The organism is Erythrobacter crassostreae (genome assembly GCF_019204045.1).
Classification (GTDB): domain Bacteria; phylum Pseudomonadota; class Alphaproteobacteria; order Sphingomonadales; family Sphingomonadaceae; genus Erythrobacter; species Erythrobacter crassostreae.
This window is the reverse complement of the sequence record NZ_JAGSPC010000001.1, coordinates 1,385,054-1,409,012: the sequence shown is the minus strand read 5'-3', so window position 1 is coordinate 1,409,012 and position 23,959 is coordinate 1,385,054. Positions and strand designations below refer to the sequence as shown.

The 23,959-nt window shown below is 57.6% G+C and carries 22 protein-coding genes; 5 read left to right on the top strand and 17 right to left on the bottom strand.

Annotated elements, in window-relative coordinates; genetic code table 11:
- Nucleotides 1-22 precede the first annotated feature (22 nt).
- The 5 genes from KCG46_RS06845 to KCG46_RS06825 form a co-directional block, all read right to left on the bottom strand.
- Complete coding sequence (locus KCG46_RS06845; protein ID WP_218404529.1) at nucleotides 23-691, bottom strand: potassium channel family protein; 669 nt, start codon at nucleotides 689-691, stop codon at nucleotides 23-25.
- Complete coding sequence (locus KCG46_RS06840; RefSeq protein WP_218404528.1) at nucleotides 681-2,003, bottom strand: TrkH family potassium uptake protein; 1,323 nt, start codon at nucleotides 2,001-2,003, stop codon at nucleotides 681-683. The genes KCG46_RS06845 and KCG46_RS06840 overlap by 11 nt, the downstream gene beginning before the upstream one ends.
- 69 nt (nucleotides 2,004-2,072) lie before the next feature.
- Nucleotides 2,073-2,615: a DUF5655 domain-containing protein gene (locus KCG46_RS06835; protein ID WP_218404527.1), complete on the bottom strand. Its 543-nt coding sequence runs from the start codon at nucleotides 2,613-2,615 to the stop codon at nucleotides 2,073-2,075.
- Nucleotides 2,616-2,668: 53 nt separating this feature from the next.
- Nucleotides 2,669-3,325, bottom strand: a complete 657-nt coding sequence (locus KCG46_RS06830; protein WP_218404526.1) for a hypothetical protein — start codon at nucleotides 3,323-3,325, stop codon at nucleotides 2,669-2,671.
- Nucleotides 3,322-3,528 (bottom strand): helix-turn-helix transcriptional regulator, encoded by a 207-nt coding sequence (locus KCG46_RS06825; protein ID WP_218404525.1) that lies wholly within the window; start codon nucleotides 3,526-3,528, stop codon nucleotides 3,322-3,324. Before KCG46_RS06825 ends, KCG46_RS06830 begins: the two co-directional genes overlap by 4 nt.
- A 133-nt stretch (nucleotides 3,529-3,661) precedes the next feature.
- Between KCG46_RS06825 and KCG46_RS06820 the strand changes: the two genes are divergently transcribed.
- Nucleotides 3,662-4,549, top strand: coding sequence for an IS1595 family transposase (locus tag KCG46_RS06820; RefSeq protein WP_218404524.1), 888 nt, complete (start codon nucleotides 3,662-3,664; stop codon nucleotides 4,547-4,549).
- A gap of 287 nt (nucleotides 4,550-4,836) precedes the next feature.
- Here KCG46_RS06820 and KCG46_RS06815 read toward each other — a convergent pair whose 3' ends face one another.
- Both KCG46_RS06815 and KCG46_RS06810 read right to left on the bottom strand, forming a co-directional pair.
- On the bottom strand, nucleotides 4,837-5,718 hold the full coding sequence (locus tag KCG46_RS06815) for a hypothetical protein (RefSeq protein WP_218404523.1): 882 nt from the start codon (nucleotides 5,716-5,718) through the stop codon (nucleotides 4,837-4,839).
- Nucleotides 5,719-5,825: 107 nt separating this feature from the next.
- On the bottom strand, nucleotides 5,826-6,584 hold the full coding sequence (locus tag KCG46_RS06810) for a hypothetical protein (protein WP_218404522.1): 759 nt from the start codon (nucleotides 6,582-6,584) through the stop codon (nucleotides 5,826-5,828).
- 121 nt (nucleotides 6,585-6,705) lie between these two features.
- On the opposite strand from KCG46_RS06810, the gene KCG46_RS06805 reads away from it, so the two are divergent.
- Complete coding sequence (locus KCG46_RS06805) at nucleotides 6,706-7,371, top strand: lysozyme (RefSeq protein ID WP_218404521.1); 666 nt, start codon at nucleotides 6,706-6,708, stop codon at nucleotides 7,369-7,371.
- Here KCG46_RS06805 and KCG46_RS06800 read toward each other — a convergent pair.
- The 4 genes from KCG46_RS06800 to KCG46_RS06785 form a co-directional block, all read right to left on the bottom strand.
- Nucleotides 7,368-11,600 carry a translocation/assembly module TamB domain-containing protein gene (locus tag KCG46_RS06800; protein WP_218404520.1) on the bottom strand — a complete coding sequence of 1,411 codons (4,233 nt, stop codon included), beginning with the start codon at nucleotides 11,598-11,600 and terminating at the stop codon, nucleotides 7,368-7,370. The two genes, KCG46_RS06805 and KCG46_RS06800, sit on opposite strands and share 4 nt — an antisense overlap.
- Nucleotides 11,600-13,804 (bottom strand): autotransporter assembly complex protein TamA, encoded by a 2,205-nt coding sequence (locus KCG46_RS06795; protein WP_218404519.1) that lies wholly within the window; start codon nucleotides 13,802-13,804, stop codon nucleotides 11,600-11,602. The genes KCG46_RS06800 and KCG46_RS06795 overlap by 1 nt, the downstream gene beginning before the upstream one ends.
- A 25-nt stretch (nucleotides 13,805-13,829) precedes the next feature.
- Nucleotides 13,830-14,675 carry an arginyltransferase gene (locus tag KCG46_RS06790; RefSeq protein ID WP_218404518.1) on the bottom strand — a complete coding sequence of 282 codons (846 nt, stop codon included), beginning with the start codon at nucleotides 14,673-14,675 and terminating at the stop codon, nucleotides 13,830-13,832.
- Between the two features lie 205 nt (nucleotides 14,676-14,880).
- The gene (locus tag KCG46_RS06785) at nucleotides 14,881-16,146 is read right to left on the bottom strand and encodes a threonine ammonia-lyase (protein WP_218404517.1); all 1,266 of its coding nucleotides are present in this window, start codon (nucleotides 16,144-16,146) and stop codon (nucleotides 14,881-14,883) included.
- A 136-nt stretch (nucleotides 16,147-16,282) separates the two neighbouring features.
- Here KCG46_RS06785 and KCG46_RS06780 point away from each other — a divergent pair, with 136 nt between their 5' ends.
- The 3 genes from KCG46_RS06780 (at nucleotide 16,283) to KCG46_RS06770 (ending at nucleotide 19,433) form a co-directional block, all read left to right on the top strand.
- Complete coding sequence (locus KCG46_RS06780) at nucleotides 16,283-17,191, top strand: NAD(P)-dependent oxidoreductase (RefSeq protein ID WP_218404516.1); 909 nt, start codon at nucleotides 16,283-16,285, stop codon at nucleotides 17,189-17,191.
- Between the two features lie 5 nt (nucleotides 17,192-17,196).
- On the top strand, nucleotides 17,197-18,843 hold the full coding sequence (locus tag KCG46_RS06775) for an amidohydrolase (RefSeq protein ID WP_218404515.1): 1,647 nt from the start codon (nucleotides 17,197-17,199) through the stop codon (nucleotides 18,841-18,843).
- Between the two features lie 365 nt (nucleotides 18,844-19,208).
- A complete protein-coding gene (locus KCG46_RS06770; RefSeq protein WP_218404514.1) occupies nucleotides 19,209-19,433 on the top strand; it encodes a hypothetical protein in 225 nt (74 codons plus the stop codon).
- Between the two features lie 182 nt (nucleotides 19,434-19,615).
- Here KCG46_RS06770 and tatC read toward each other — a convergent pair whose 3' ends face one another.
- The 6 genes from tatC to nagZ all read right to left on the bottom strand — a co-directional run bounded on the left by tatC (nucleotide 19,616) and on the right by nagZ (nucleotide 23,892).
- Nucleotides 19,616-20,437: a twin-arginine translocase subunit TatC gene (gene tatC / locus KCG46_RS06765; protein WP_218404513.1), complete on the bottom strand. Its 822-nt coding sequence runs from the start codon at nucleotides 20,435-20,437 to the stop codon at nucleotides 19,616-19,618.
- A gap of 9 nt (nucleotides 20,438-20,446) precedes the next feature.
- On the bottom strand, nucleotides 20,447-20,866 hold the full coding sequence (tatB, locus tag KCG46_RS06760) for a Sec-independent protein translocase protein TatB (protein WP_218404512.1): 420 nt from the start codon (nucleotides 20,864-20,866) through the stop codon (nucleotides 20,447-20,449).
- Between the two features lie 57 nt (nucleotides 20,867-20,923).
- On the bottom strand, nucleotides 20,924-21,157 hold the full coding sequence (tatA, locus tag KCG46_RS06755) for a twin-arginine translocase TatA/TatE family subunit (protein ID WP_218404511.1): 234 nt from the start codon (nucleotides 21,155-21,157) through the stop codon (nucleotides 20,924-20,926).
- Between the two features lie 103 nt (nucleotides 21,158-21,260).
- On the bottom strand, nucleotides 21,261-21,896 hold the full coding sequence (gene scpB / locus KCG46_RS06750) for an SMC-Scp complex subunit ScpB (RefSeq protein WP_218405351.1): 636 nt from the start codon (nucleotides 21,894-21,896) through the stop codon (nucleotides 21,261-21,263).
- A 65-nt stretch (nucleotides 21,897-21,961) separates the two neighbouring features.
- The gene (locus KCG46_RS06745) at nucleotides 21,962-22,750 is read right to left on the bottom strand and encodes a segregation and condensation protein A (protein WP_218405350.1); all 789 of its coding nucleotides are present in this window, start codon (nucleotides 22,748-22,750) and stop codon (nucleotides 21,962-21,964) included.
- 119 nt (nucleotides 22,751-22,869) lie between these two features.
- Nucleotides 22,870-23,892, bottom strand: coding sequence for a beta-N-acetylhexosaminidase (gene nagZ, locus KCG46_RS06740; protein ID WP_218404510.1), 1,023 nt, complete (start codon nucleotides 23,890-23,892; stop codon nucleotides 22,870-22,872).
- Between the last annotated feature and the right edge of the window lie 67 nt (nucleotides 23,893-23,959).

Below are 23,959 nucleotides of genomic sequence, written 5' to 3'. Positions count from 1 at the left end.
CTCGAGAAATCGAGCGGCCTTTTTAGTTGCTCTCTCCGGCAACAAATTTTTCGACATTTTCGCGAGTTCCCGACACGATCAATAGATCGCCCAGTTCTACCTGCGTGTGTTCCTGTGCATATTCAAAATCCTTCGTCGGACGTTTCACGCCGACAACAGTTATCCCCGTCATCGACCGGATCCTGCTCTGGCCGAGCGTTTGGCCAACCGCATCTTTGGGGGCGACCATTTTGGCGATGGCGAAATCATCGTCAAACTCGATATAGTCGATCATCTTGCCACTTAGGATATGAGCTACGCGCTCGCCCATACGCGCTTCTGGAAAAACGACGCTCGTAGCGCCAATCCGCTCTAGAATACGTCCGTGATTTTCGTTCACGGCTTTCGCCCAGATTTGTGGCACACCGAGATCGGCGAGCGCAAGTGTCGTCAGTACGCTGGCCTCAATGTCGGTTCCGATGCCTACCACAGCCGCCTCGAAATCCCCAACGCCAAGCCGCTCCAAAACACCTTTGTCGGTAGCGTCGGCCTCTAGGCATTGCGTCAACGTCTCGGCCATCAATTGAACGCATTCAGCGTTGCTATCGACGCCCAGCACCTCATGCCCCATGCGATCTAAAGAGCGCGCAACCGACTGGCCAAATCTGCCGAGCCCGATCACCAAAATAGGTTTCTTACTATCAACCGACAATCGGATTCTCCTCTGGATAGCGATAAGGGCGCCGTGCTGCGCCCAGCGCAAGTGCGGTCGCCACAGTGATCGTGCCAACTCGCCCTACAAACATTAGAACGATAATTACCAACTGACCCAGCGGTGGTAGATCGCCGGTGATACCGGTCGACAGGCCAACGGTCGAAAATGCCGAAACTGTTTCAAACAAAACATCTGCCAGCGAATGCGGCGTGATAAATAGTAGGACCGCCGTCGCGATTGAAATCAGCATGAGTGCAAGAATGATAACCGACAACGCTTGGCGTTCGACATTCTGGCCGACACGGCGATTGAACAGCACTGCATCGCGCTGCCCGCGCACCTGTGAAGCGACAATCGCGAGCAGCACAACAAAGGTCGTGATCTTGATTCCACCAGCGGTTCCTGCACTGCCTCCGCCGATAAACATAAGCAGATAATTGCCCATCAGCGTTTCATCGCGAAAGCTGCCGACATCCAGACTGTTAAAACCGGCAGTGCGCGGCATGACGGAATGAAATGCGGCATTGAGCGATTTGTCTGCGACACTCATCGGGCCCAGGGTATCCGGATTACTCCATTCGGCGATCATCAAACCAGTCCAGCCGGCCGCCAACAGCACCACTGTACCAGTCACGGTAATTTTGGAATGCAGTGTCCAGCGCCTGAAATCGAGAGGCCGGGCTCGCAATTCCTGCATCACGGGAAAACCGAGTGCAGTGATGACGACAGCAATCATGATCGGAGCTAAAATGACAGCATCACTTTGAAATCCCATCATGCTATCCGAATAGCTCGAGAAACCCGCATTGTTGAACGCGCTTACAGACTGGAACACGCCGTGCCACAGGGCCTCGCTCCAATCCTGATCGTAATGAAAACGCAGCCGCAGAGTAAGGATCGCTGCAACGACTGCCTCGACCGCGATTGTAATGCCTAGGACAAGCTTCAGCACCGATTTGGCATCGCCAATATCGAGCCTGCTGCGCTCGACATGCGTCGCCATACGATCGCGGAGTCCAAACGTACGGCCAGCGACAAGGCCCAAAAGCGTCGCCGCAGTCATGATGCCAAAGCCACCAATCTGGAATAGTAGTAGAATTACGACCTGACCGAATGTCGACCAGTAGACCGGCGTATCCTCGACGATCAGGCCCGTGACGGCCACAGCCGACGTTGAGGTGAACAAAGCGGTCATAAAAGGAGCGCCGCCGTCTTCGACCCGCGCAATCGGAAGCAAAAGCAGCGCCGTTCCGACCGCAATCACGGCGAGAAACAGAACGGGAATCAAACGTGTTGGATTCTTTAGCAAATTGACTGCTTTCAAAGGTTTAAACTATAACAGGGGAACCTGCTGTTTGTTTCCAACGATCCACATTTATTACCCCGCACGCGCATACGCATCGGCCATCCAGCCGCGCACTTCGTCGTCGAAATCGGCGATGGATTCCAGCCTCACGCGGTGGCTGCACATGGCGTTGTATGTCTCGAGCCGGCCCGCCGGTTCATCACCTTTCAGCGCGAGGCCCAGATCGATCCGAGTCTTTGTAGCGGGCGTGATCAGGGCAAACTGTTTCTTGCGCCGAAGGCTCACACTCGCTTTCTTCGGAGCAATCTCGACATCATCGCCAAGGCTTTGGGCGTACTCGGCAAGCGCATCATAGATCGGTTTCAACGCGGCCTTTGCACCAGAATACTGATCCGCAACGGGATCTGCAGGCTCGTCAGTTTTCAAAGCCTCGCTCGCGATGAGATTGGCGAAACCGTGCGTGACACCGTGATTACCTTTGAGAAATTTCACAATTTGCCCGTGCTTCTCCAGGCTTTCCGCCGCGATAACCTTCAACCACTCATCTAGCGGCATTCCGGTTTTCTCAGGCAGATTAGCCAGCATTGTGGCCAGTTGTTTTTCGACGGTGTTCATTCAATCGCCCTCCCCGCGCTATGACTAGCATGACGGGCAAGCTGGCGGAAACATCACTTCAGTTTCAGCATCCCGCGCTTACCAGCGGCAATGAATGCGGCGGCCAGCCCGGCAACATAGATGAGCGTAAGCCAATCGAGCGGCGCCAATGACTGAGCCATCTCAAGATGCGCCAGCATAGCCCATCCGCCTCCGATCACGATGGTGCCAACATAGGCGATGCCTGTCGCTTCCATATTGACGCGCGCAAACAGCTCGTCCGAGGCATTGTGTGATTTCCAGCCGAACCAAGAACCGACGGCCATCATGAGAGCAGTCGTTATCAATGCGATCTGAGCGGGCATTGGGCCAGAGGGCGCAGCAAAGGCGAGGATAGTCAGAGCCCCACCCCACAATATCATGCCAGCGGCCGAATAAATCAGCACGGATCGCATTTCTCGAATTTCGTCGGCATCTTCTGTGTTGAGGAATTTTTCGCCCAATGCCGGGGAAGCGGCCCCTATTCCGACACCTATTGCGATGATCATATACAACGCGCCAACGATCGCCGCGATCGTCCGCGACGTGGATATATCATCGCCGAACGTGCCATCCATGAAATTCACGACGCCAACCGAGGCGGCGAATCCGGTCAATCCGCCAGCAATTATCGGGATTACCAATTTGCGCATGAACGGGATTTCATTTTTCTCTTTGGCTTTGGTCATCATGCCTTGGGCTCCCAATTATCAATAAACAGATCGGGCACGTTCACTTCGAACAGTTTCGCCATGCGCAATGCGAGAGGGAGCGACGGGTCGTATTTATCGGTCTCGACCGCGTTGATAGTCTGCCGGGACACACCCAATCTTTTCGCCAGTTCGCCCTGGCTCCAGCCATGCATTTCGCGGTGGTGTTTCAACCGGTTTTCCAAACCTATCGAGCCTCTCTTTGCGCAGGCTGATTCGTGCCTGTAAAGAGCTCTTTACTGTAAAGACTTCTTGTCAGTCAAGAGCTCTGGACATTATCCCCTTTACATACGTAAGAATTTGTGGCATATAATGGGCATGACGAAGCCACAAACCATTGCCCAATTTTTTGCCCGTTTCCCCGACGATGAAACCTGCCTCAATCACATTTTCGAGGTTCGTTTCGGTCAGGGTTTTGAATGTCCTTCATGTGAGCGTGATAGTAAGTGGTTCCGGATCAAAGCCGAGCGCGCCTATTCCTGCCAGTGGTGCGGACATCACCTGCACCCTACTGTTGGAACGCCGTTTGAGCGCACCCGCACTCCGTTGCAGCTTTGGTTCTACGCAATCTTTCTCTTCACCACGACGCGCAACGGCGTTGCTGCGAAGGAATTACAGCGCCAGCTTGGTGTTACCTATAAGACAGCATGGCGCATGGCTGACAAAATCCGTGAGCATATGGCTGATGTGGATGGCGACGTTCTGATCGGCGGCGAAGGTAAGGAAGTCGAAGTTGACGAAACGCTGGTTGGCGGTGCGACCAAAGGCGGCGGTCGCGGCAATTACCGGATCAACAAAACTGTCGTTCTAGGCATGGTAGAGCGCGGCGGTGACGTTGTGACCAAGATCGTGCCCAACAATCGCAAAAGCTCGCTCTTGCCCGTTATCAAAGCCAACGTGCTTCCAGACACACACGTCCACACTGACCAGAATCATACCTACCGTAACCTGCCAGCGATGGGATACGGTCACGAAGCCGTGAACCATAATCAAGACGAATGGGTGCGCGGCAACACGCACGTTCAAACAATCGAAGGTTTTTGGTCGCAGCTAAAGCGGTCGATCAACGGCACTCACGTTCATGTGAGCGGTAAACACCTTTGGAAGTATGCGAAAGAAGCTGAGTATCGCTTCAATCGTCGCCATCGTCCGGAGCAGATGCTTCCGGAACTTCTTTCGACTTTTCGGCCATTGAACGGAGCGTAGCATCGAAGGCGTCCGTATCTCCGGTTTCGCCTTTGCGCTCTGCGATGAAATGATCCAATTTTCCGCTCTCTAGAGCTTGCTTTAGGGTAGTCATCATGCGATTCTATCATATGGGGAGCGCAATGTCACAGACCGAAAAACGACCAGAAACCCTGCGTGATTGGTTGGCGGGACTAGTCGTGATTGTCGCGACTATTGTCGCGTTCGTAGGCTTCGCCTTTGCTTCGCTCAAATGGACGCTAATCATATCGAGCGGCGTTTTGGTAGCTTTAATCGCGTTCCTGTGGTCAGCCGGTGTTAGAAAACAGCGCGCCAGGCGGAAGCACGACACGAGGGGATAAAACTCTCGTGACTTTGCGTGATTTGGCGATTGGCTTCCATACAGCCCCGTCAAACTCCTCATTGTAGGAAACTTCAACCTTCATCATCACACCCTCAGCGAATGGGATCGCGATTGTCTTGTCGCGGATCGCTGCAAGAACGGACTTGTCTACCATCTCTGCGCTAAACTCGATCCCATCTTTCGAAAATGTCCAACGCCTTGGCTTTGCGACCAGTACGGGGCGTATTAGAACGACATCCCATGTCGCAAGCCGCTGCTCAATACGCTCGACTGGAAGATTGTCATCGACGACCTGAAATAGTCCACTCTTCTGCGCAAACTCAGACCTAGGTACCGAGTATATCAGCTTGTCGGCATTCCCTTCGTATAGCTCAACGCTGGCTATCGCGGGCTCCTCTTGAAGCGTATCGAAAAACTCTTCGCTATGCCTGCGCATCTCAGGGCTATCGCGAAGCAAATCACGAATTTCTTCAAGCACCTTTTGATGCTCGTCCGGAACGACTTCACCCAGCAATACAGCCATTAGGATGCCGCCGCCAATGAGCTTTGCAAGCGCCTTCACCTGCTTGAAGATAAGAGGGTATTCCTGCCCCCCTTCCTCAATCGCCTCTGCGCCATCCTCTAAGAAACGGAGAATTTGTTTAAAGCGTTGACTACCGTGCTCGACACCAGATAGTTCAACCCTAACTCGCGCACTAGGGTCTATAGCAGCGACAGCCACCTGAACGGCCTCATTCCACGCCAACAATGCGCGTGCCACATTCTCAATATCTGGGCTGCGGCCTTTTTCTATCTCAAACTGTAAGACTAGATCCGGCTCAACCATATAACTCCCTGAAAATGCAAGCCGACGCTATGCCGCACGTTTCAGAGAGTCAACGATTACCTATGCAAAGGGGATAATGTCCAGAGCTCTTTACAGCCCATAAGGCGTTAGGCGTAGTTCCATTCGAGCAAATTCACTTGATCCATTGCTGCTGCGACATCGGGATAGCGATGCGTGATCACTTTGCCCGCTTTCGTCATGCTGCGGCGTAAATAGGGTTTTAGAGCCTCGTCCGCTGCGCCGGTTTCGTAACCGTGCAGGGCCGCGAACAGGGCCGTCGCAGTGACCAGCGCCTGTTCGGAAAGGTACCCGTTGGCCGATGATCGCCACCAAGAAATTTCACCGTCGTTGCCTTGTTCGAAACTGCGAGCTGAATTGGCTAGAAAGACACCAAAACCGATATAGACCGCCGCACAATCCGTTGCGTGCTCCATCAATTCCGCTCCGCCCGGCGGATCACCGGCATTTACGAGCAGATAATGGCAAAGCTCATGTGCGAATGTCGCGGTAAGCGCGTCGGGATCGCGAAGCATCTGTGACGAGTACCGGATGATCGCCTCACCATTCTCGACCGAAAACGTCCCGCAGGCAGCGCTCCCCTCATACGTGATGTGCGGCGAGGATGCCGGATCATCCACATCCACTTTTTGCAACCGGCACGGCCATTGTTCCATTCCCGCAATACCGCGCACTGCCTCGAACAGTTGAGGGCCCGTCTTGGCAGCAAGCAAATCGGGGTGGTCGGGCAACACAAAATCAGGCCGGATATGGGCATCGCCCAACACGCCGCGCAGCCAAGCGAAACACGCGACCAACCAATCAAACTCGTCTTGAGTGATAGGCGGTTTTGGTTTGAAGAATGGCATGGCGCATTGCTGCCAAAGCAGGCGGCTTTGCTCAAGCCCTTCTTTCTATGCGTTTTCCTACTGCGCCATTTTCTGCCAACTGAACCGGTCTCCCCCTTCCCCCCAAATAGGAGACCCGAAGATGCCACAGAGCCGAAAACCCCTTTTCGATACAGTCCGTGCAGTTCTTAAGCGCGGCTTTCGCCAGTCCGAAGTGGTCGCCATTGATGGTGCGCTTGATGTCGTGATTGACCCGCCAGAAACTGCAGTAACAGACTGCGTCAAAGGCTCCGGCGTGCCGAAGATCAAACGCCGCCGCACCAGCTCCAACGATGCTCCACGCTCAATCGGGCCGGAGGGCATCGCCTTGATCAAACAATTTGAAGGCTGCGCGCGCCTTAAGCGTGATGGCTTGGTCTCCGCCTATCCCGATCCTGGCACCGGCGGCGCTCCGTGGACGATTGGCTGGGGTGCAACGCGGGGCGGCCTTCACGGATTTGTCGGTGCGGACACCGTCTGGACACAGGCCCAATGCGATGAACGGCTTGAAGATGACCTGAAACGCTATGCTGCCGATGTATCGCGCGCGATTGGCGCAGCCCCGACTACGCAGACACAGTTCGATGCCATGGTCAGTTTTCACTACAACACGGGCGCGATTGCCCGAGCGACGCTTACCAAGAAACATATTGCGGGCGATTTTAGCGGCGCTGCGGCAGAATTTGTGCGGTGGAACAAAGCGGGCGGGCGCGTGCTTAAAGGGCTGGTGCGGCGGCGGAGCGCCGAAATGGCGCTGTATCGCCGCTAGTAATCGCGGCTGATCTCTGCAAGCACGCTGTCTCGCCCGATAGTTGAAACGGTCCCGAGCAAAGCCAGCCAACCGGTCACGCGGTATTCAACGGATGTGGCGCTGTAACCGCGCCCGTCCGTTACGATCTCTACATAGAAACGCCGTCCGATATTCTTTCCAAGTGCAACGCCGGTTCCTCGTCCAAGGGCAGGATCAGCGCTGACGATGCGGAGTTGATCAAGGCCGATGGAGCGGCGCAAGTCGCCAATCGGATCAAGCCCGCCGCCGCCGCCGCGCAAAGAGGCAAGCGCTGCGCCGAGTTGCAACGCGTCGGTTGCCGATAGCGATGTGACTGAGCCGCCAAACAGCAATTGAGCGAGAATTTCTTCCTCCGGCAATGCAGGTTCGGAAGAGAATGTCACTTCGGGTGTTTGCGCGTTACCCGAAATCGCGACGGTCACATCGGTGCCGTTTGCATTCGTCTCCGCCAGCATATTGATACGCGGATCAATGGGCCTGCTCGCGTCAAACGAAATGCGCCCTTCGGTCATGTCAAAACGGGTGCCCGCAAACGTGTAATCGCCGCGCACCAAGCGTGCCTCCCCGCCAAGGCGTGGATCGTTCACCGTACCGCGCAGGGCAATATCGACGCCCCACTCACTATCAAGGCCAAGGCCATCGACCGCCACGCGGCTAGGGGCCGATGCGTTGATCAGATAGCGCCAGGAGCTTGCTGCGCTGCGTGTTGTCGCGCCGTTTGCATCGCGGCGGTTGATCTCGCGCGTAGCGATGTTTGGCAATGACATATCTTCTGCCGCGATGCCCAATGCCCAACTCGCCCGGTCAATCGCAACACGTCCCGCAATTGTCCCGCCGACACCGTCCGAAACGATCCGAAGTGGCCCGGTGATTGTCGCATCAAGACCATTGGCATTGAGCAGACGAGCATTTGATGCCGCAGCTTTCAAATCAATGCGCGGGCCGCGGTTTCCGCTCATCGCAGAAAGGTCGACCGTCCCGCTTCCGCTAACCTTGCCGCCGCCACGGGTTGAACCGGCGAAGCGGGTTAGAGTGAGTGTCGATCCGGCGAAGCGTCCACGCGCGGTGACATCATTGATGTCGGTGCCTGAGATCGCGCTTTGCAGCCGCAAATCATCGCTGGCGAGATCGCCGGTGATACGCGGATTGTTGAGCGTGCCGACCGCTTTGGCGTTCACGCTGATCGGGCCGGTCAGATCGAAAGTTTCAATCGCCGCAAGCCGCCAAAGCGAGCTGGCTGCGCCATCATAGGCAAAGCTTCCGTCCAGCCGCCCGTTCATTACCCGCGTAGCAAAGTCACCTCCGCGGCCAAGAGGCGAAACACGCGCATCAAGCCGCCCCAGCCGATTGCCATCTTCGCGAAGACGTGCGCCGACCGTCAGCGAACTGCCCGAAAGATCGGCAACAGCCAGAACGTCCATCGGCCTTGATGACAGGACCAGCCCGGACCGCGTAAAATCGTCAATCCGCACTCGGGCGCTGCCCGTCGGCGCAGCATTGCCGCTCTGGTTCCAGTTCACGATGCCGGAAAGCCGCCCGCCCAGACCCAATTCGCTGCCGATCAGATCAGCAAGGCGAAGCGGCATGCGCGAAAGTTGCGCCTTCAACCTAGTTTCTGCTCCGCCCAGTTCCCCTTCGACGATGGCATACCCGCGCGCAAATCCGATTTGTGTTGGCGCAAGTATCCAGCCGCCGCCGCTTTGCGCGGACAGGACAGCGCGGCGCGGCATTGTGATCGGACGGCCACCATATTCACCGCGCGCGAGCAGTGCGATCCGCTCAGGCGTAACGTCGCCATCGAATTTAAGGGCGAACCGGTCACTTCGGCGACCGGCGATCGAAGCCTTGATATCACCGCGTCCGTCAATCACTTCTGCTTTGGCGGCAAATTCTGCAATGGACAGCGCGCCATATTCAAAGCCTGAGCCCTTGATATCCGCGATGATCCGGCTGCTTCCGGCGCGGAAAGTGCCATTCGCATCGATGTCGGCACGGGCGAGGGAAATCGGCGTATCGCCGCCAAAGCTTGCCCGATTTGCGGTGAGGTCAAGATTGAACCCTTGCGAGCCGCCTGTCGCCGGAGCCAAGGCTACAGTGCCGTCCAAACCACCACCAGAGAGCGCCAGATCACCGGAGACACCGGCATCGCCCAATGCAAGACTACCGGTGACATTGGTTCGGTAAACCCGCAGCTGGTCGATCACGATCTGCGTCGCACCATCCGCAGGCAAGATGAGGCCCAGCGCCCCGTCAAACGGGCCAAGCAGCGACCCTCCCGATGCATCAATTGCGAACCCATTTCCACTCGGTGCGATGGCCAAGCGGACATCGGTCAGCCCCGCCGCCGGATACGGATCAGCCAGAACCAAGGTTGCGCGCGGGCCGTCACCGGCCAATTCGGCATCGACCGTGAACCGGCCATAATCCACATGACGGCCATTGCCCGCCAAGCTTGTCCGATCGCCAACGATCCTGCTGTCGAACCGCGCCGTTAGCCGCTCACTATCAAGCTCAAAATCACGGAGCACGATTGGCTCGTTCGCAGCCATTCCGAACGCGCCTTTGAAAGCCAGTCGCTCGCCCGCGACATTGGCAACGCTGGAATTGGTCACATCGTCGAGCCGCCCGGCGAGATTGGCGCGAATGCTCCACGGTGTCTGCGTGCCAAATCTGGCCACCAGTTTGGCATTGGCGTTGACTGTCCCGATCCCGTCGAGCGACAGCGCCCGCGCGTTGACCGGTCCCGCCAATGCATAAACACCCGTTGCCGTATCGCCGCGCAGCGCCAAGGCCGCATTGAGCGAAGGGAAGGTTATCCGCGCTTCGTCGGTCGTCAGGCTTGTACCGGCATAGGTCAAAGTGCCCTTGAGAATGCCGCCAACCAGCTCTGGATCAATTGAGGTGTTGCCGGTCACAACACGTTCTACCGATGCATCCAGCGGCAGCGAGAAAATACCGTCGCGGAAGAGCGCTGTGCTGGAATGCTCCAGACTTTGAAGCAATGTCGTGCCCGCCTGCAATTCACCGATCGTCAGATCGTGCTCGATCGCAAGGTCGCGAAACGGCCCGTCGATCACACCGGAAAGCCGCGCCCCGCGAAGCTCCACAGCCTCACCAAGGATCGCGGGATTGCGCACCAGTGCTGCAACATCGAAACCTTCAAAAGCATTGCCTGCAAGATCAACCTTGCCGCTGCCTCGCACATCCATTCCGGACGAGACCGCTCTGATTTTGCCGTCAAATTCGCTGTCTGCGAGCGTTCCTGTAAGGACGAGCGCCAGCGCGCGCCCCGTGGCGCGGCGCAAAATGGTGCCGGGCGTGAAATCAGGATCAAGCTGCCCAAGCAAGCCATAGGTGCCCGCGTCATTGGTGAGCTGAAAGGCGGCGAAACGGCTTTCGTCATCCTCGCCCGGCTTGCGCGTCACCAATGCATGGCCAAGCCAGCGGGTCCAAGTGCCCTCGCCTTCGATCCGCGCTTCATAGCCCGCATCCAAGCCGGCCATTTGCGCGATTGGGCCATCGGCGGCGGCTTTGTAATCTAGAAACAGATCGAACCGGTCACCATCGGGCGCTGCATCGAGCAGGAGTTCGACGCGATCTTCCGACCCGAACGCGCCTTTGGCATCGACCAAAGCGCGACCGGAGCGGATATCAATCTGGCTCGTGAAATTTACGCTATGCGCCTGATCGCCAGCGATCCCCGGCGCGAGGATCAGATCTTCAATTGCAAGCTCATCCACTCGAATGTCAAAATCCGGGAGGAACGGAGCATCCGGATCACCCGGCAACAATTCGGGCAGACGCGACAGTCGCCCTCTCCTCGCGGTGAGCTCGCGCACATCAAGCCCGCTCCAAAGCCATGCGAGGGGGTTCCAGTCGATTTCCGCCTCAGGAACGACAAGAAATTCGCCTTTCGGATCGCTCAACACCACATCGCGCAACACCGCCTGACCGTAGATATCGCCTTCGATGCGGCCAACCGAGAATCGCAGGCCAGATGCTGGGGCGACCTGAGCGATTTGGTCTGCAACAAAGCGCTTGCCAATCGGGCTGCTCAGGAAAATGGCGGCCAGCAAAACCGGCGCAAGGATTATCGCGAGCAGCCAGCCGAGCCGTTTTAGCCAGCGCCGTTTTCGTTTGCGAACAGGTGTATCCGCTTCGACCGTTTCGCCTGTTTCGGCCGTTTCGATGGCGTGATCGTCGCCCATCAAAACGCCTGACCCAAGCTGACATAGACGACGACCGGCGCGTCGAACTCTGTGGGGTTCAGCGGCGTACCGACATCAACCCGGATCGGGCCAAAACTTGTCTTATACCGAACACCAACACCCGCACCGTATTGAATGAAACGGAAATCAGGGGTCGACCCAAGCGAAACCGAGCCTGCATCGATGAACGGCACAACCTCTACCGCGCCATCGAGAAAACCGGTTTGAATGCGCGCTTCCAGCGAAAGTTCGACCAGCGATCCGCCGCCAGTGGGCTCACCCAGATCATTGCGCGGGCCGATCCCCTGAAAGCCATAGCCGCGCACCGATCCGCCGCCGCCCGCATAGAGCCTGCGGGAAGGCGCGATCAGACCGGCATCCGCGCCTTGAATGGTCGCGCCCCGAACGCGGCCCGCCAACACAGTGCTTCCGACAGACTGGTAAACGCTCGCATCGCCTTGCGCGCGCAAGTAGAACGTCTCAGCACCGAGCGAGCGCGAGACTTCCGGAGCCAGAAAGCCGGTGACGCGGTACCCTTTTGTCGGGTCCAGCAAATCATCGCTGGAATCGAGCGTCGCGCTGCCGAACAGACCGAAAATGGTGTATTCCTGACGCGGGCGCTCAATCCCGCCGATCACCCTATTGCGTTCGTCAGTGTAAAGAACTTCTGCGCCGACCTGCCAGCTAAGCGGTTTTTGGAACAGCAGGTTCGAAATCCGTTCAAACGATCCGCGCAGAGCCACTGTGCGCGCATCGACCGCCTCGGTTTCGATATCGCTGGCATAGGCATCCACGGTCAAAACCTGATCGCGGTCGCGGAAATTGTTTTTCTTGAACGTCACACTCGCCAGTTGTTCGCGCGTGCCCACAATCCCGCGAACCTTTAGCGAACCCTCGGGCGGGAAAAGATTGCGATGCTCCCAGCTTGCCTCAAGCTTCACGCCGTCCTCGGTCCCGTAACCGATGGCGCCTGAAATCGTACGAAGCGGTGCGCGTTCGAAATCCACATCCAGCGTAACTTGACCCGGCTCGCCATCCTGCGGCGGTGCAATCTCGCGCGGCTGGACTGTGACACTGGAAACAAGGCCGGTTGCGAGAATGGCGCGGCGCAAATCGGCTTGCAGGCTGGCCTGATAAGTATCGCCGTTCTCAAAACGGGCAATTCGCGACAAGTGCTTACCGGAAAGGAAGCGCGCATCGTCGCTCGCGATGCCGCCGAACACGTATTTTCCGCCCGGCTGAACGGGCAAGGAGAGATCGCCTTCATTGCGGGCGTGGTCGATAAGCAGGCTTGGCGCTTCAATAGCTGCAAAGGGATAGCCGCTTTCGCCAAGCGTCAGGCGAAGATCTGTTTCCTCAGCTATGATCCGGTCAGATTGCAGCGGATCACCTGACTGGATCGCGAAACTTTCCCGCAGCAAATCATAGTCGGGTGCCGTGTCGAGCGCGCCGAGGTCGATTTCGCCGAAGGCATATCGCTCACCCGGCAGAACATCGAAACGCACCTGCGGATCGGTATCGACAGCCTCGCTATCATCATCGCCGCCGCGTCGCCCGCCTGAAAGCTGGCGTACGACCTCGCCGTCGTAATATCCGTAAGTGCGCAGCATCTCGATCAAGAGCGCCTCATCGGCCCGCGCCCGCGCTGCGAGTTGGGGCACGGTATCCTCGCCGCTTTCGAGGGTCTCGATTGTCGAAAGGGCTTTGAACCTATCGATGAACTCTGTCTGTTCCGGAAAACGGTCATTGTCGTTTGGAAAGGCTAGAATCAGTTCGTTGCTCACGTCGAATTCGACAAGCTCCGGCAGTTCAACCAAATCGGGCGCGTCGATTTCGGCGATTGCGGTGACTTCCGGATCGGGTTCAAGCCGTGCAGGTTCCGGAATTTCAAATCCGTCGAGCGCAGCGGAAACCGCCGGATCGGTCGGGCTGGATAGCTGTTCTTCTGCGGCATCGGAAACGTCTTCGACACCTGCTTCAACCGCCGCTGCTGCGTTCTCTTGCCCGGCCCAGCCCTCTGCATTGTTCACCGCATCAGGCGGGATCAATTCGTCGAGCGAAAGATCATTGAGCTTCGATTCTGGCTGGGGGCTCGGCTGCTCGGCCTGCACAGTTTCTTCGCTGCTGCCGGCCTCTTGTGCGTGAACATAGCTTCCCGCCAAGGCCAGTACGCTTGCAGCGCACAGCCGAGCCGTGAGAACCATATTCGATTGTAAATCAGGCAAAAAGTTAGCTCGCAGGAAACTTGACGGGTTGTCCGTCTTTACCCCTGTTTCCAGCTACCGCACCACCCTTTTTACCTCGGGGGGCTGTCGCTTCGGCGATGAGTTTGCTCTGCTCGTCGCGTTCCATCCGCTTCCACCCGTCACGGGTCAGTGTTTCGAGCGGGCGATACCGCACTTTGTACTGCATGCGGGGCGATCCATCGACCCAATAGCCAAGATAGACATATGGCAGCGCGCTTTCAGCAGCACGGCGAATGTGATCAAGAATAATGAAATTACCCAGACCGGCGCGGCCAGTGTGTTCCGGATCATAGAACGAATAGATCATTGAAAGACCATCGCCCTGACGGTCCGTTAGGCAGGCGCCGATCAATTTGCCCGGCTCGCCCGTTTCCGTCGGTTCGCGATATTCGACAAGGCTGCTGGTAACCGGCGTATGCTCGACCATGTCGGCATAATCCATTTCGTCCATCGCCGACATCCCGCCATCGGGGTGCCGCACGGAAAGATACTTGGTCAGCAATTCGAACTGCTCATCCGTGGCCCATGGACGGCATTCTGTCACGACAAGGTCGCTGTTGCGCTTCAGATCGCGCTTTTGCGTGCTCGACGGTTTAAACTCGGTCGCCGCCACACGAACCGAAACACAGGCCTGACAATCAAGGCAGCTGGGGCGATAGGCCACGGTCTGGCTGCGGCGAAATCCGATCCTGCCCAGCGCCTCGTTCAGCTGATCCGCATGCTCGCCTTTCAGCTCTGTGAAAACCTTACGCTCCTGGCGTCCGGGTAAATACGGACACGGAGCGGGGCTCGTCACGAAGAAACGGGGAAAGCGAATAGGTGCCGTCACGGGTCGGCTAGGTCCTCTCTAGCGGGAATCGGCGCGATGCCTGTTAAGACAATGTTATGCCTGCTTGGGCGCTGCGGTAAAAGACCCTTAACTATGATTCAGGGTGAATAAACCCTTACTTTACACAATTGGGCAGGCCAACTTGCGCCACTTCGGCGCAAATCGGGACAGGTCTGGCAGCGAGTTTAACGATGCGGCGAAGCGATCAGTTCAGTTCGACCATTTCGACCACGTAATTCTTCGCCCGCAGCGCAATCACTAACCGTTCAACCTGATCGGCATCGCGTGCTTCGCATTCGATATCGGTGATCAAACCTTTCGCCGGAAGCGTGGTGAAGATGCGCTGATGATAAATCTCGATGATGTTCACGTTGTGCTGATCGAACAGGCTCATCACCTTAAACAGCGCGCCAGGGCGATCCTGCAAAGTCACGCGCAAACGCGCCAGTCTCCCTTGCCGTGCGAGATCGCGCAACAGCACGTTTGCAAGCAAGCGTGTATCGATATTCCCGCCGCACAGGACCAGACCGATTGTCTTGCCTTTGAACCGTTCCGGATTGCTGAGCACTGCGGCAAGACCGGCAGCGCCCGCGCCTTCAACGACAGTCTTCTCAATCTGGAGCAGCAGCGAAACGGCTTTTTCAAGCGCAGGCTCTCCCACCAGTAGAATATCATCGACACGCTCGGCAATGACCTTGCTCGTGAATTTGCCCGGCTTCTTCACCGCGATCCCCTCGGCAAGAGTATCGCCGCCGCAATCATGGCTTTCGCCTTTGATCTTGTCGAACATGCTCGGGAACAGCGCAGCCTGCACGCCGACAACTTCGATGTCGGGATTCGTTGATTTGGCGACCGTGGCCATGCCGGAGATCAATCCGCCGCCGCCAATAGGCGTAACAAGACAATCAAGGTCCGGCTTCACTTCCAGCATTTCGAGAGCAACCGTGCCCTGACCCGCTGCGATCAGAGGATCATCAAACGGGTGAATGAAAGTGAGGCCCAGCTTTTTTTCAAGCGTGCGGGCATGGGCAGCGGCTTCGTCAAAAGTTTCGCCTTCCAGAACCACATTCCCGCCAACGCTTTCAGTCTGCATGACTTTCACAGTCGGCGTGGTCTTCGGCATCACAATCGTGACAGGCACGCCTAGCCGGGTGCCATGATAGGAAAGTCCCTGCGAATGGTTGCCAGCCGATGCCGCGATAACGCCGCGCTTTTTCTGCTCTTCGGTGAGATGCAGCAAAGCGTTGAGCGCGCCGCGCTCTTTATAAGCAGCGGTGAATTGGAGGTTTTCAAACTTCAGCCAGACTTCAGCGCCGGTAATCTCCGACAGCGTAATCGAATGCATCATCGGCGTTTTGACAACCGCCCCTTCAATTCGTGCGGCTGCCGCACGAATGGTGTCGAGGGTCAGCGCGTCAGGGCCGGCTTCGGTCGGGCTCTTGAGAGCCGCAGATGCATTCTCGCTGGTCATAGTGACAGGCGGGTTAGGCCGTCCGCGACGTAAGGGCAATTCGATTTGCGGGGCTCGTCACAAGAAATTCTTTGCAGGAAAGATCGGCGTCTCGGCGCATTGGCATATCAGGGAAAGCGGATTAGGACGCATAGCCATGACTGCACCAAAATCTGTCGCCTTTATTGGCCTAGGCGTGATGGGCGGGCCGATGACCGGCCACCTCGCCCGCGCCGGGCATCATGTTACCGCTTACAACCGTTCACCCGAGCGCGCCGAAAAATGGCGTGGCATGTGGGCCGATGAAGACCTTGAAGTTGCTTTTGCAGATACACCCGCCGCTGCGGCGCAGGATGCCGACATCGTATTTGTCTGTGTTGGAAATGATGAAGACCTTGCCGGAGTTACGCTAGGCGAACAGGGCACGCTTTCCGCGATGCGCAGCGGAGCTCTGCTTGTCGATCACACCACAGTTTCCGCGGATATGGCCCGACGTCTCGCAGAGGCGGCGCAGTCGCGGGGCGTGGAGGCAGTCGATGCTCCCGTCAGTGGCGGCGAAGCAGGTGCGATAAACGGCCAACTTGCGGTGATGTGCGGCGGGACAGAAGCAGCCGTGGAACGCGCACGGCCAGTGATGGACTGCTATTCAAAAGCTATTGTCCATGTCGGCCCGACCGGCGCAGGCCAGACAGCCAAGATGGCCAACCAGATGTGCATCGCTGGCATATTGGGCGGCCTGTCCGAAGCGATCCGTCTGGCCGAGGCTGCGGGTCTGGACCTGGACAGAACATATGAAGCGATATCCGGCGGCGCGGCTCAAAGCTGGCAAATGGACAATCGCTGGGCCACCATGACTAAGAACGAATTCGACTTCGGATTTGCGATAGACTGGATGCGCAAGGATCTCGGCTACGCTCTTGATGAGGCAAAGCGGCTGGGTCTGTCCTCACCCGTCTCGGCCCTCGTCGATCAATTCTACGCTGATGTTCAATCAGCCGGAGGAGGCAGGCGCGATACCAGCGCGCTGATCACCCGCCTTCCGCGAAAAACTTCTGACCAAGGATAAACTGAATGCGTTTTGTTTCCTGCACATTGGCAGCTGTCGCCGCCTTGATTGCGGCCCCCGCCGCTGCTGACACCCTTGTCGATAATGTTGACGGTATCACTGTCAATGAAAGCGGCGATGTTGTCCGGTTCACGGGCCTTGTCTTCGATGATGACGGTAAGGTTCGCGAATTGCTGAAGCGCGGCGATGACCGTCCTACCGATGTGGATTTTGCGCTGGACGGCGAAGGCCGAGTAATGCTGCCGGGCATGATCGATGCGCACGCCCATGTGATGGGAATCGGCTTTGGCGCTCTGCTGCTCGATCTTTCGGACACAAACTCGCTGGAGGAAGCCCTCACCAAGATTGACCAGTTCGCCAAAGACAATCCTGGTCGCCCGTGGATTCTCGGGCGCGGCTGGAATCAGGAGAAATGGGGCCTTGGACGCTTCCCGACTGCCGAGGAGCTGGACGCGATCATCTCCGACCGTCCTGTCTGGCTGCAACGGGTAGACGGCCATGCGAGCTGGGCCAACAGCAAGGCAATCGAAGTCGCTGGCGTCACAGCAGCGAATGATGATCCTGTGGGCGGCCGCATAATCCGCAAGGCCGGCAGCCGGGCACCAGCAGGCGTTTTCATTGATGCAGCCGAAGCGCTCGTGAACAAAGTCGTGCCAGAGCCGCGCCCCGAAGACCGCGATGCCGCCTTGGCGAAGGCGCAGGAAATCCTGCTTAACAATGGCATCACCGCCGTCGCCGATATGGGTACGAGCATTCAGGATTGGCAGACGTTCCGCCGTTCGGGTGACCGGGGCGCGCTGAATGTCCGCATCATGTCTTACGCGACCGATGGCGATACAATGGAATTGATCGCGGGCCCCGGCCCGACCCCGTGGCTTTATGATGACAAGCTGCGGATGGGTGGGATCAAGCTGTATCTGGATGGCGCGCTTGGATCGCGCGGCGCAATTCTGAAGGAGCCTTATGCGGATGAGCCGCAGACACGCGGCTTGCCGCTGATGACCCCGGCACAGCTGCGCAATACGATGAGCCGCGCGGCGCTCGACAATTTCCAGACCGCTATTCACGCGATCGGTGATGCGGCCAATTCTGATGTCTTGCTCGCCATCCAGGAATTGTCTGACACATACACCGGTGACCGGCGCTGGCGGATTGAGCATGCACAGGTCGTTGATCCGGCCGAGCTCGCGGAATTCGGAAAGCACGGCGTTATTGCTTCGATGCAGCCGCTTCATCAAACGTCCGACCGCACAATGGCAGAAGCGCGTCTCGGCCCTGACCGGTTAGAAGGTGCCTATGCGTGGCGCAGTGTCCTTAGGGTGGGCGGAAAGCTCGCCTTCGGCTCTGACGCTCCCGTCGAGCCAACGGACGCCTTCGCAGGCTTCGCTGTCGCGATCAGCCGCACCGACGCCAATGGCCAGCCCTTTGGCGGCTGGCTGCCGAGCGAGACTGTGAGCCGCGAGGCCGCCTTAAAGGCGTTCACATCTGATGCTGCCTATGCCGGTTTTGCAGACGGCCATTTTGGCCGTTTGATCGCTGGGGAACGTGCCGACTTCTTACTGGTAGACCGCGATCCAATGCTCGCATCGCCCAGCGCCATACGCGAAACCGAAATCCTGCAAGTTTGGGTTGGCGGAAAGCGGATGCGCTAAACTCAGCGGTCGTGTTGCATACGTAATCATCCCTAGAGCGTTGATTTACGTCGCGCATTCATATTTCAGTCACCAACACCCGGCAATAGGCCCACGAGCGCTCAGAGGTTGTAGGGCGCGAATCATGCTTAAAGACGCACCGAAGCCCAAAGTTGCAATTGTGCAACTGCGAGAAGAATGTGAGCCTGAGGGCTGAGACAACCCGACCGATCTGCGCGACGAACCGTGTAAGATGTTGAATGCAAACTATTCTTTTGACCCCGCCGATGACAGGATGATACAAATTAAGACTTGTCACAGCAGGACCGTTTGAGTAGTAAGCACCTGAACGAAATTAACTAAGAGCTCAATTAGGAGACGATTCGATGAAATTCCGTAATCTCGCACTGGCAACTGCCGCAGTATCTCTCGCTGCATCGCCTGCTATCGCTGAAGCTGCTTTTGACCGCGCTTCTGCACCGGTCGAAGGAGAGAGCGAGCTATCAGGTGAGAACGGTATTCTTATCGCTCTTCTCGCAGCAGCAGCTGTGATTGCTGGTATCATTGTCATCGCTAGCGATGATGGTGAAGACCTTCCAACCAGCCCATAATACGGCTGAACAAACGAATTTTGAAGGGGTCCGTTCGCGGGCCCCTTTTTTTGTCTGCGATAGATACTCACGCTATTTCGGAATGATCACGGCCAAGGTTTGGCGCTTTATCCTGCGTGAAGCCGTCTGCATTCGGGAATGGCTAAATATAGGAGGGCAGGGTCGCGGCCTTCTGAACCGGATCAGTCTGCCGAAGTCTCGGCTGGACTATCGGCTTCCTCTGCGTCGGCCGCAGCCTCAGCATCGCGGGCCACAGCGCCTTCCTGAAAGCGCATCAGGATCAGCGACCCTTCGAATAGCAGCAATAGTGGCAGAGCAAGGATGATCTGCGAACCAGGGTCGGGCGGCGTAACAATCGCCGCCAAAGCCACCACGCCGACGATCACATAACGACGCGCTCCGGCAAGCTGGGCTCTCGTAACAATGCCTGCCCGGTGCAAGAGCATCAGCAAGACGGGCAACAGGAACGTCAATCCAAACGCGAGGATGAACTGCATCACAAGGTTCAGATACTCACCAGCTGCAGGCAAAGCCTCAACCGTAAGACCGCCAGCATCGCCGCCAAACCCCAGAAACCAGCGAAACGCCGTCGGCATCACCACGAAATAGGCGAGCGATGCGCCGCCAATAAACAGCACCGGCGTCGCAATCAGGAATGGCAGAAACGCCTTCTTCTCGCGTGCATACAGGCCCGGCGCGATAAACGCCCAAAGCTGATTCGCGATAATCGGAAAGCTGATCATAAAGCCTGCGAAGAGGCCGACTTTCAAATCAACAAAGAACAGTTCCGGCAGCTTTGTGAAGATCAACTGCCCCTCCCCATCGGGAAAAGCGTCTTTCAGCGGCTGAACCAGAAAGCCGAGAATCGGATCGGCAAAGTAGAGACAAACGCCGAAAGCCAAGGCAAGCGCCAGAACACAGCGCACGAGTCGTGAGCGAAGTTCGATCAGGTGATCGAGCAGCGGCGCGCGGGTCTCGTCAATATCTTTGACTTCGAATGCCATGGCCCGCGTCTAGTCCTTCGGTGACTTTGCGGGATCGAGCGGCAGCTCGGGCGCGGTGTTATCATCAGACGGGGCGGCCGCCGGCGCAGGTGCGGATGGAGGCGGATCGTCAGCCATGGGATCGGAACCGCCATCATCCGCGATGGGCGGCGGGCCTGTCATAACTGGCTCGCCGACTTCGTGCTCAGCCTTTTCAGCGGAACGCTTCATGATCGACTCGTTCTGCGCCTTCCACTTCTTTTCCATATCTTCCAGTTCCGCCTCTCGCACCATCGTATCGATGCCTGTGCGGAAATGGGCGGAGACTTTGCGCACCTGACCGATCCAACGGCCTGCAGTGCGCATGGCGCGCGGCATCTCGCTTGGCCCGATCACAAGGATCGCGACAATCACAATAACCAGAAGTTCAACGGCGCCGATATCGAACATTGCTTACCTCTATCCGCGCGGGCCTCGCTTTCTGACGAAGCGCACGGGGGAGTTCAATCAGCTGGGCGAATCGCTTTTTTCGCTCGCTTTGGTGTCGGTGGCGGGGTCTTTTGCAGGCGCTTCGATCTGACCTTTAGAGGAGGGTTTGTCGTCAACTTCCTCGTTCATGCCCTTCTTGAAGCTTGAAATGCCCTTACCGAAATCGCCCATCATATCAGCGATCCGGCCCCGTCCGAACAGAACGAGGATGACAAGCGCGATAATCAGGAGCTGCGGCCAGCCAATACCCATGAGGTGTCTCTCTCTTGAAATTACCGTATCAATATAGGGGCGAACGGCCCGCTGCGCCAGTCATCCCGGCATTTCCAGCAAAAAGAAGCCGCAATCAGCCGCCTTAGATGTCTTCCTCCCCCGCTTCTTCAGGCTCTTGATCATCACCATGATCACCAGTTGGGTCACTGCTGCCAGCGCTATCCATCGCCTCCTCAAGCGCATCATCCACCGGATCGAGCAAGCCAGCGGCCCGCAATTCATCCATTCCCGGCAGGTCGCGGCGCGATTCGAGGCCGAAATGATCAAGGAATTCGAGTGTCGTGGCGTAAATTACGGGACGCCCAGGCACTTCACGTCGGCCGGCCATTTTGATCCAACCGGCCTCCATCAGCACATCAAGAGTGCCTGCACTCGTCTGAACGCCGCGGATCGACTCGATCTCTGCGCGGCTGACCGGCTCATGATAGGCGATAATCGACAAGACTTCGGTCGCGGCGCGGCTCAATCGGCGAACCTGTTCGCGTTCACGCCGGAGTAGATGCGCAAGGTCAGCCGCCGTTTCAAAATGCCAGCGCTTGCCGCGCTCGACCAGATGGACACCGCGCTTTTCATATTGCGCAGCCAGGGACTTTAGCCCGTCTCGCACATCGCCGTTTGCAAGCCCGCCCAGATGTTTTGCCAAGGCATCCACGCTCATCGGTTCTTCGGAGGCAAACAGAGTTGCCTCCAGCGCGCGCTCAATCTCGTCCGCCGCCATAACGGGCGCAGCACTATCTGACGCCACATCGTCGCTAGGGACGCAGTCTTCGCGAATTTCATCGCTCACGCAGCCGCCCCCTGCTTCAACCGCCGAATGCGGAGCGGTGAAAATGCCTCATCCTGCGCCAGCTCTGCTTTGCCCGTCCGCGCCAGTTCAAGCGCCGCGACAAAGCTGGAAGCGAGTGCCGATTTGCGCAATTCCGCATTGGCATGTGCGGGGAGAAAGTCGCGGATTTCCATCCATTCCAACGTCACGCCCAGCATCGCTGAAACACGGTCCAGCGCGCTGTCCAGCGTCATAACGGGACGGTCTGCGACGTGATAAATACGCGGAGAAGTACGGGCCTTCACCTGCCCATATGCCTGGATCAGCGAATAGGCATCGCTCTTCCACATTCTCTTGCGGTCAATCCGCAGACCTTCGGGAGCGCCGCGTAGGAAAATGTCGCGTCCGATACGGTCGCGTCCCATCAGACGCCCGGCCGCTTCGCGCATCGCGCCAAGCCGGGCGAGCCGCAATTGCAGACGCAGCGCCAGCTCTTCGGGGCTCGGGTCTTCCTGTTCCTCCTTGGGCAGAAGCAGCGCGGATTTGAGGTAAGCCAACCAAGCCGCCATCACGAGATAATCGGCGGCCAGTTCCAGCCGCATCTCCTCCGCGCGCTCGATATAACTGATATATTGATCCACCAGCGAGAGAACCGAAATCTGGCGCAAATCAACCTTTTGACGGCGGGCTAGATCGAGCAGCAGATCGAGCGGGCCTTCCCATCCGTCCAGCTCCAAGTAGAGCGCCTTGTCGCCTGCTTTCGCGCCTTGCTTCGCGGCTTCATCCTGCGGCCAAGCAGCATTCATATCTGTGGTCGGTTCAGAAGCGCCCAGCGCGCCGCCGGTCAGCATAAAGCCGCCCTGTGCCGGTTCTGCCTTTGCCGCAATATCGGCTTTGACCTCGTTTCCCTGCTGGTCGGTCTCGCTCATGCGGCCTCCTCTTGCAGGGCCAGCAAAGCGTCACGCTTGGCAAGCAGTTCAGCTTGTTCGTCAGCGATTGCAGAAGCGACCCGTGTCCCTTCGAGAGCGCGATGAAGGCGTTGCGCAATATCATCAGACATATTCGGCAGTGCCTCACAGATGCCCTGCATGTCGTGCATTTTTGCCCAGCAATTGAGGATGATATCGCAACCCGCAGCATGAGCACGCGCCGAACGCTCTGGAATGGTGCCGTCAAGCGCCTCCATATCGATGTCATCGGTCAGCAGCAGACCGTCGAAACCGATCTCGCCCCGGATGATGTCACAAATCACGGTTTCCGAAAGAGTCGCTGGATTGTCCGCGTCCCATGCAGGGAAGACGAGATGGCCCGTCATCCCGATCAACGCGGAGTTGAGCGCGCGGAACGGTGCGAGGTCTGTTTCCAGTTCCTCTGCGTTCGCATGCACTGTCGGCATCTCTTTATGCGTATCGACCATGCTGCGACCGTGGCCGGGCATATGTTTGATGCACCCGGTGACACCGCCCGACGCCAGCCCTTCGATAAGCGCGCGCCCAATCGCTGCAACTTGCATGGGATCATGGCCAAGCGAACGGTCGCCGATCACATCATGCGCGCCTTTCTGACGCACATCGAGCGGAGGATGGTAATCAACCGTGATGCCCATCGCCGAAAGCTCAAGACCCATGGCGTGCGCATTTGCCCGCGCCGCTTCGATCGCGCTGGCCGGAGCAAAGGCGTAGAGTTTGTCGAAGGCTTCACCAGCTGGATAAGCAGACCAATGCGGCGGGCGCAGGCGCGCAACCCTGCCGCCTTCCTGATCGATTGAGATCAGCAGACGCTCCCGTCCATGCAGCGCCCGCAATTCATCGGTCAGTGCGCGCAGTTGTTCCGGCGTTTCGCAATTGCGGCCAAACAGAATGTAACCCGCCGGATCTGCATCACGGAAGAAAGCGCGCTCATCAGCCGTCAATGTGTGGCCGGAACATCCAAAGATCGCTGGAATCATGCCCAAAATGTTACAGCAGAGGCACAGTCAGGCAAGCGCGTTCACCACCTATTGTGGGGGAAAACGG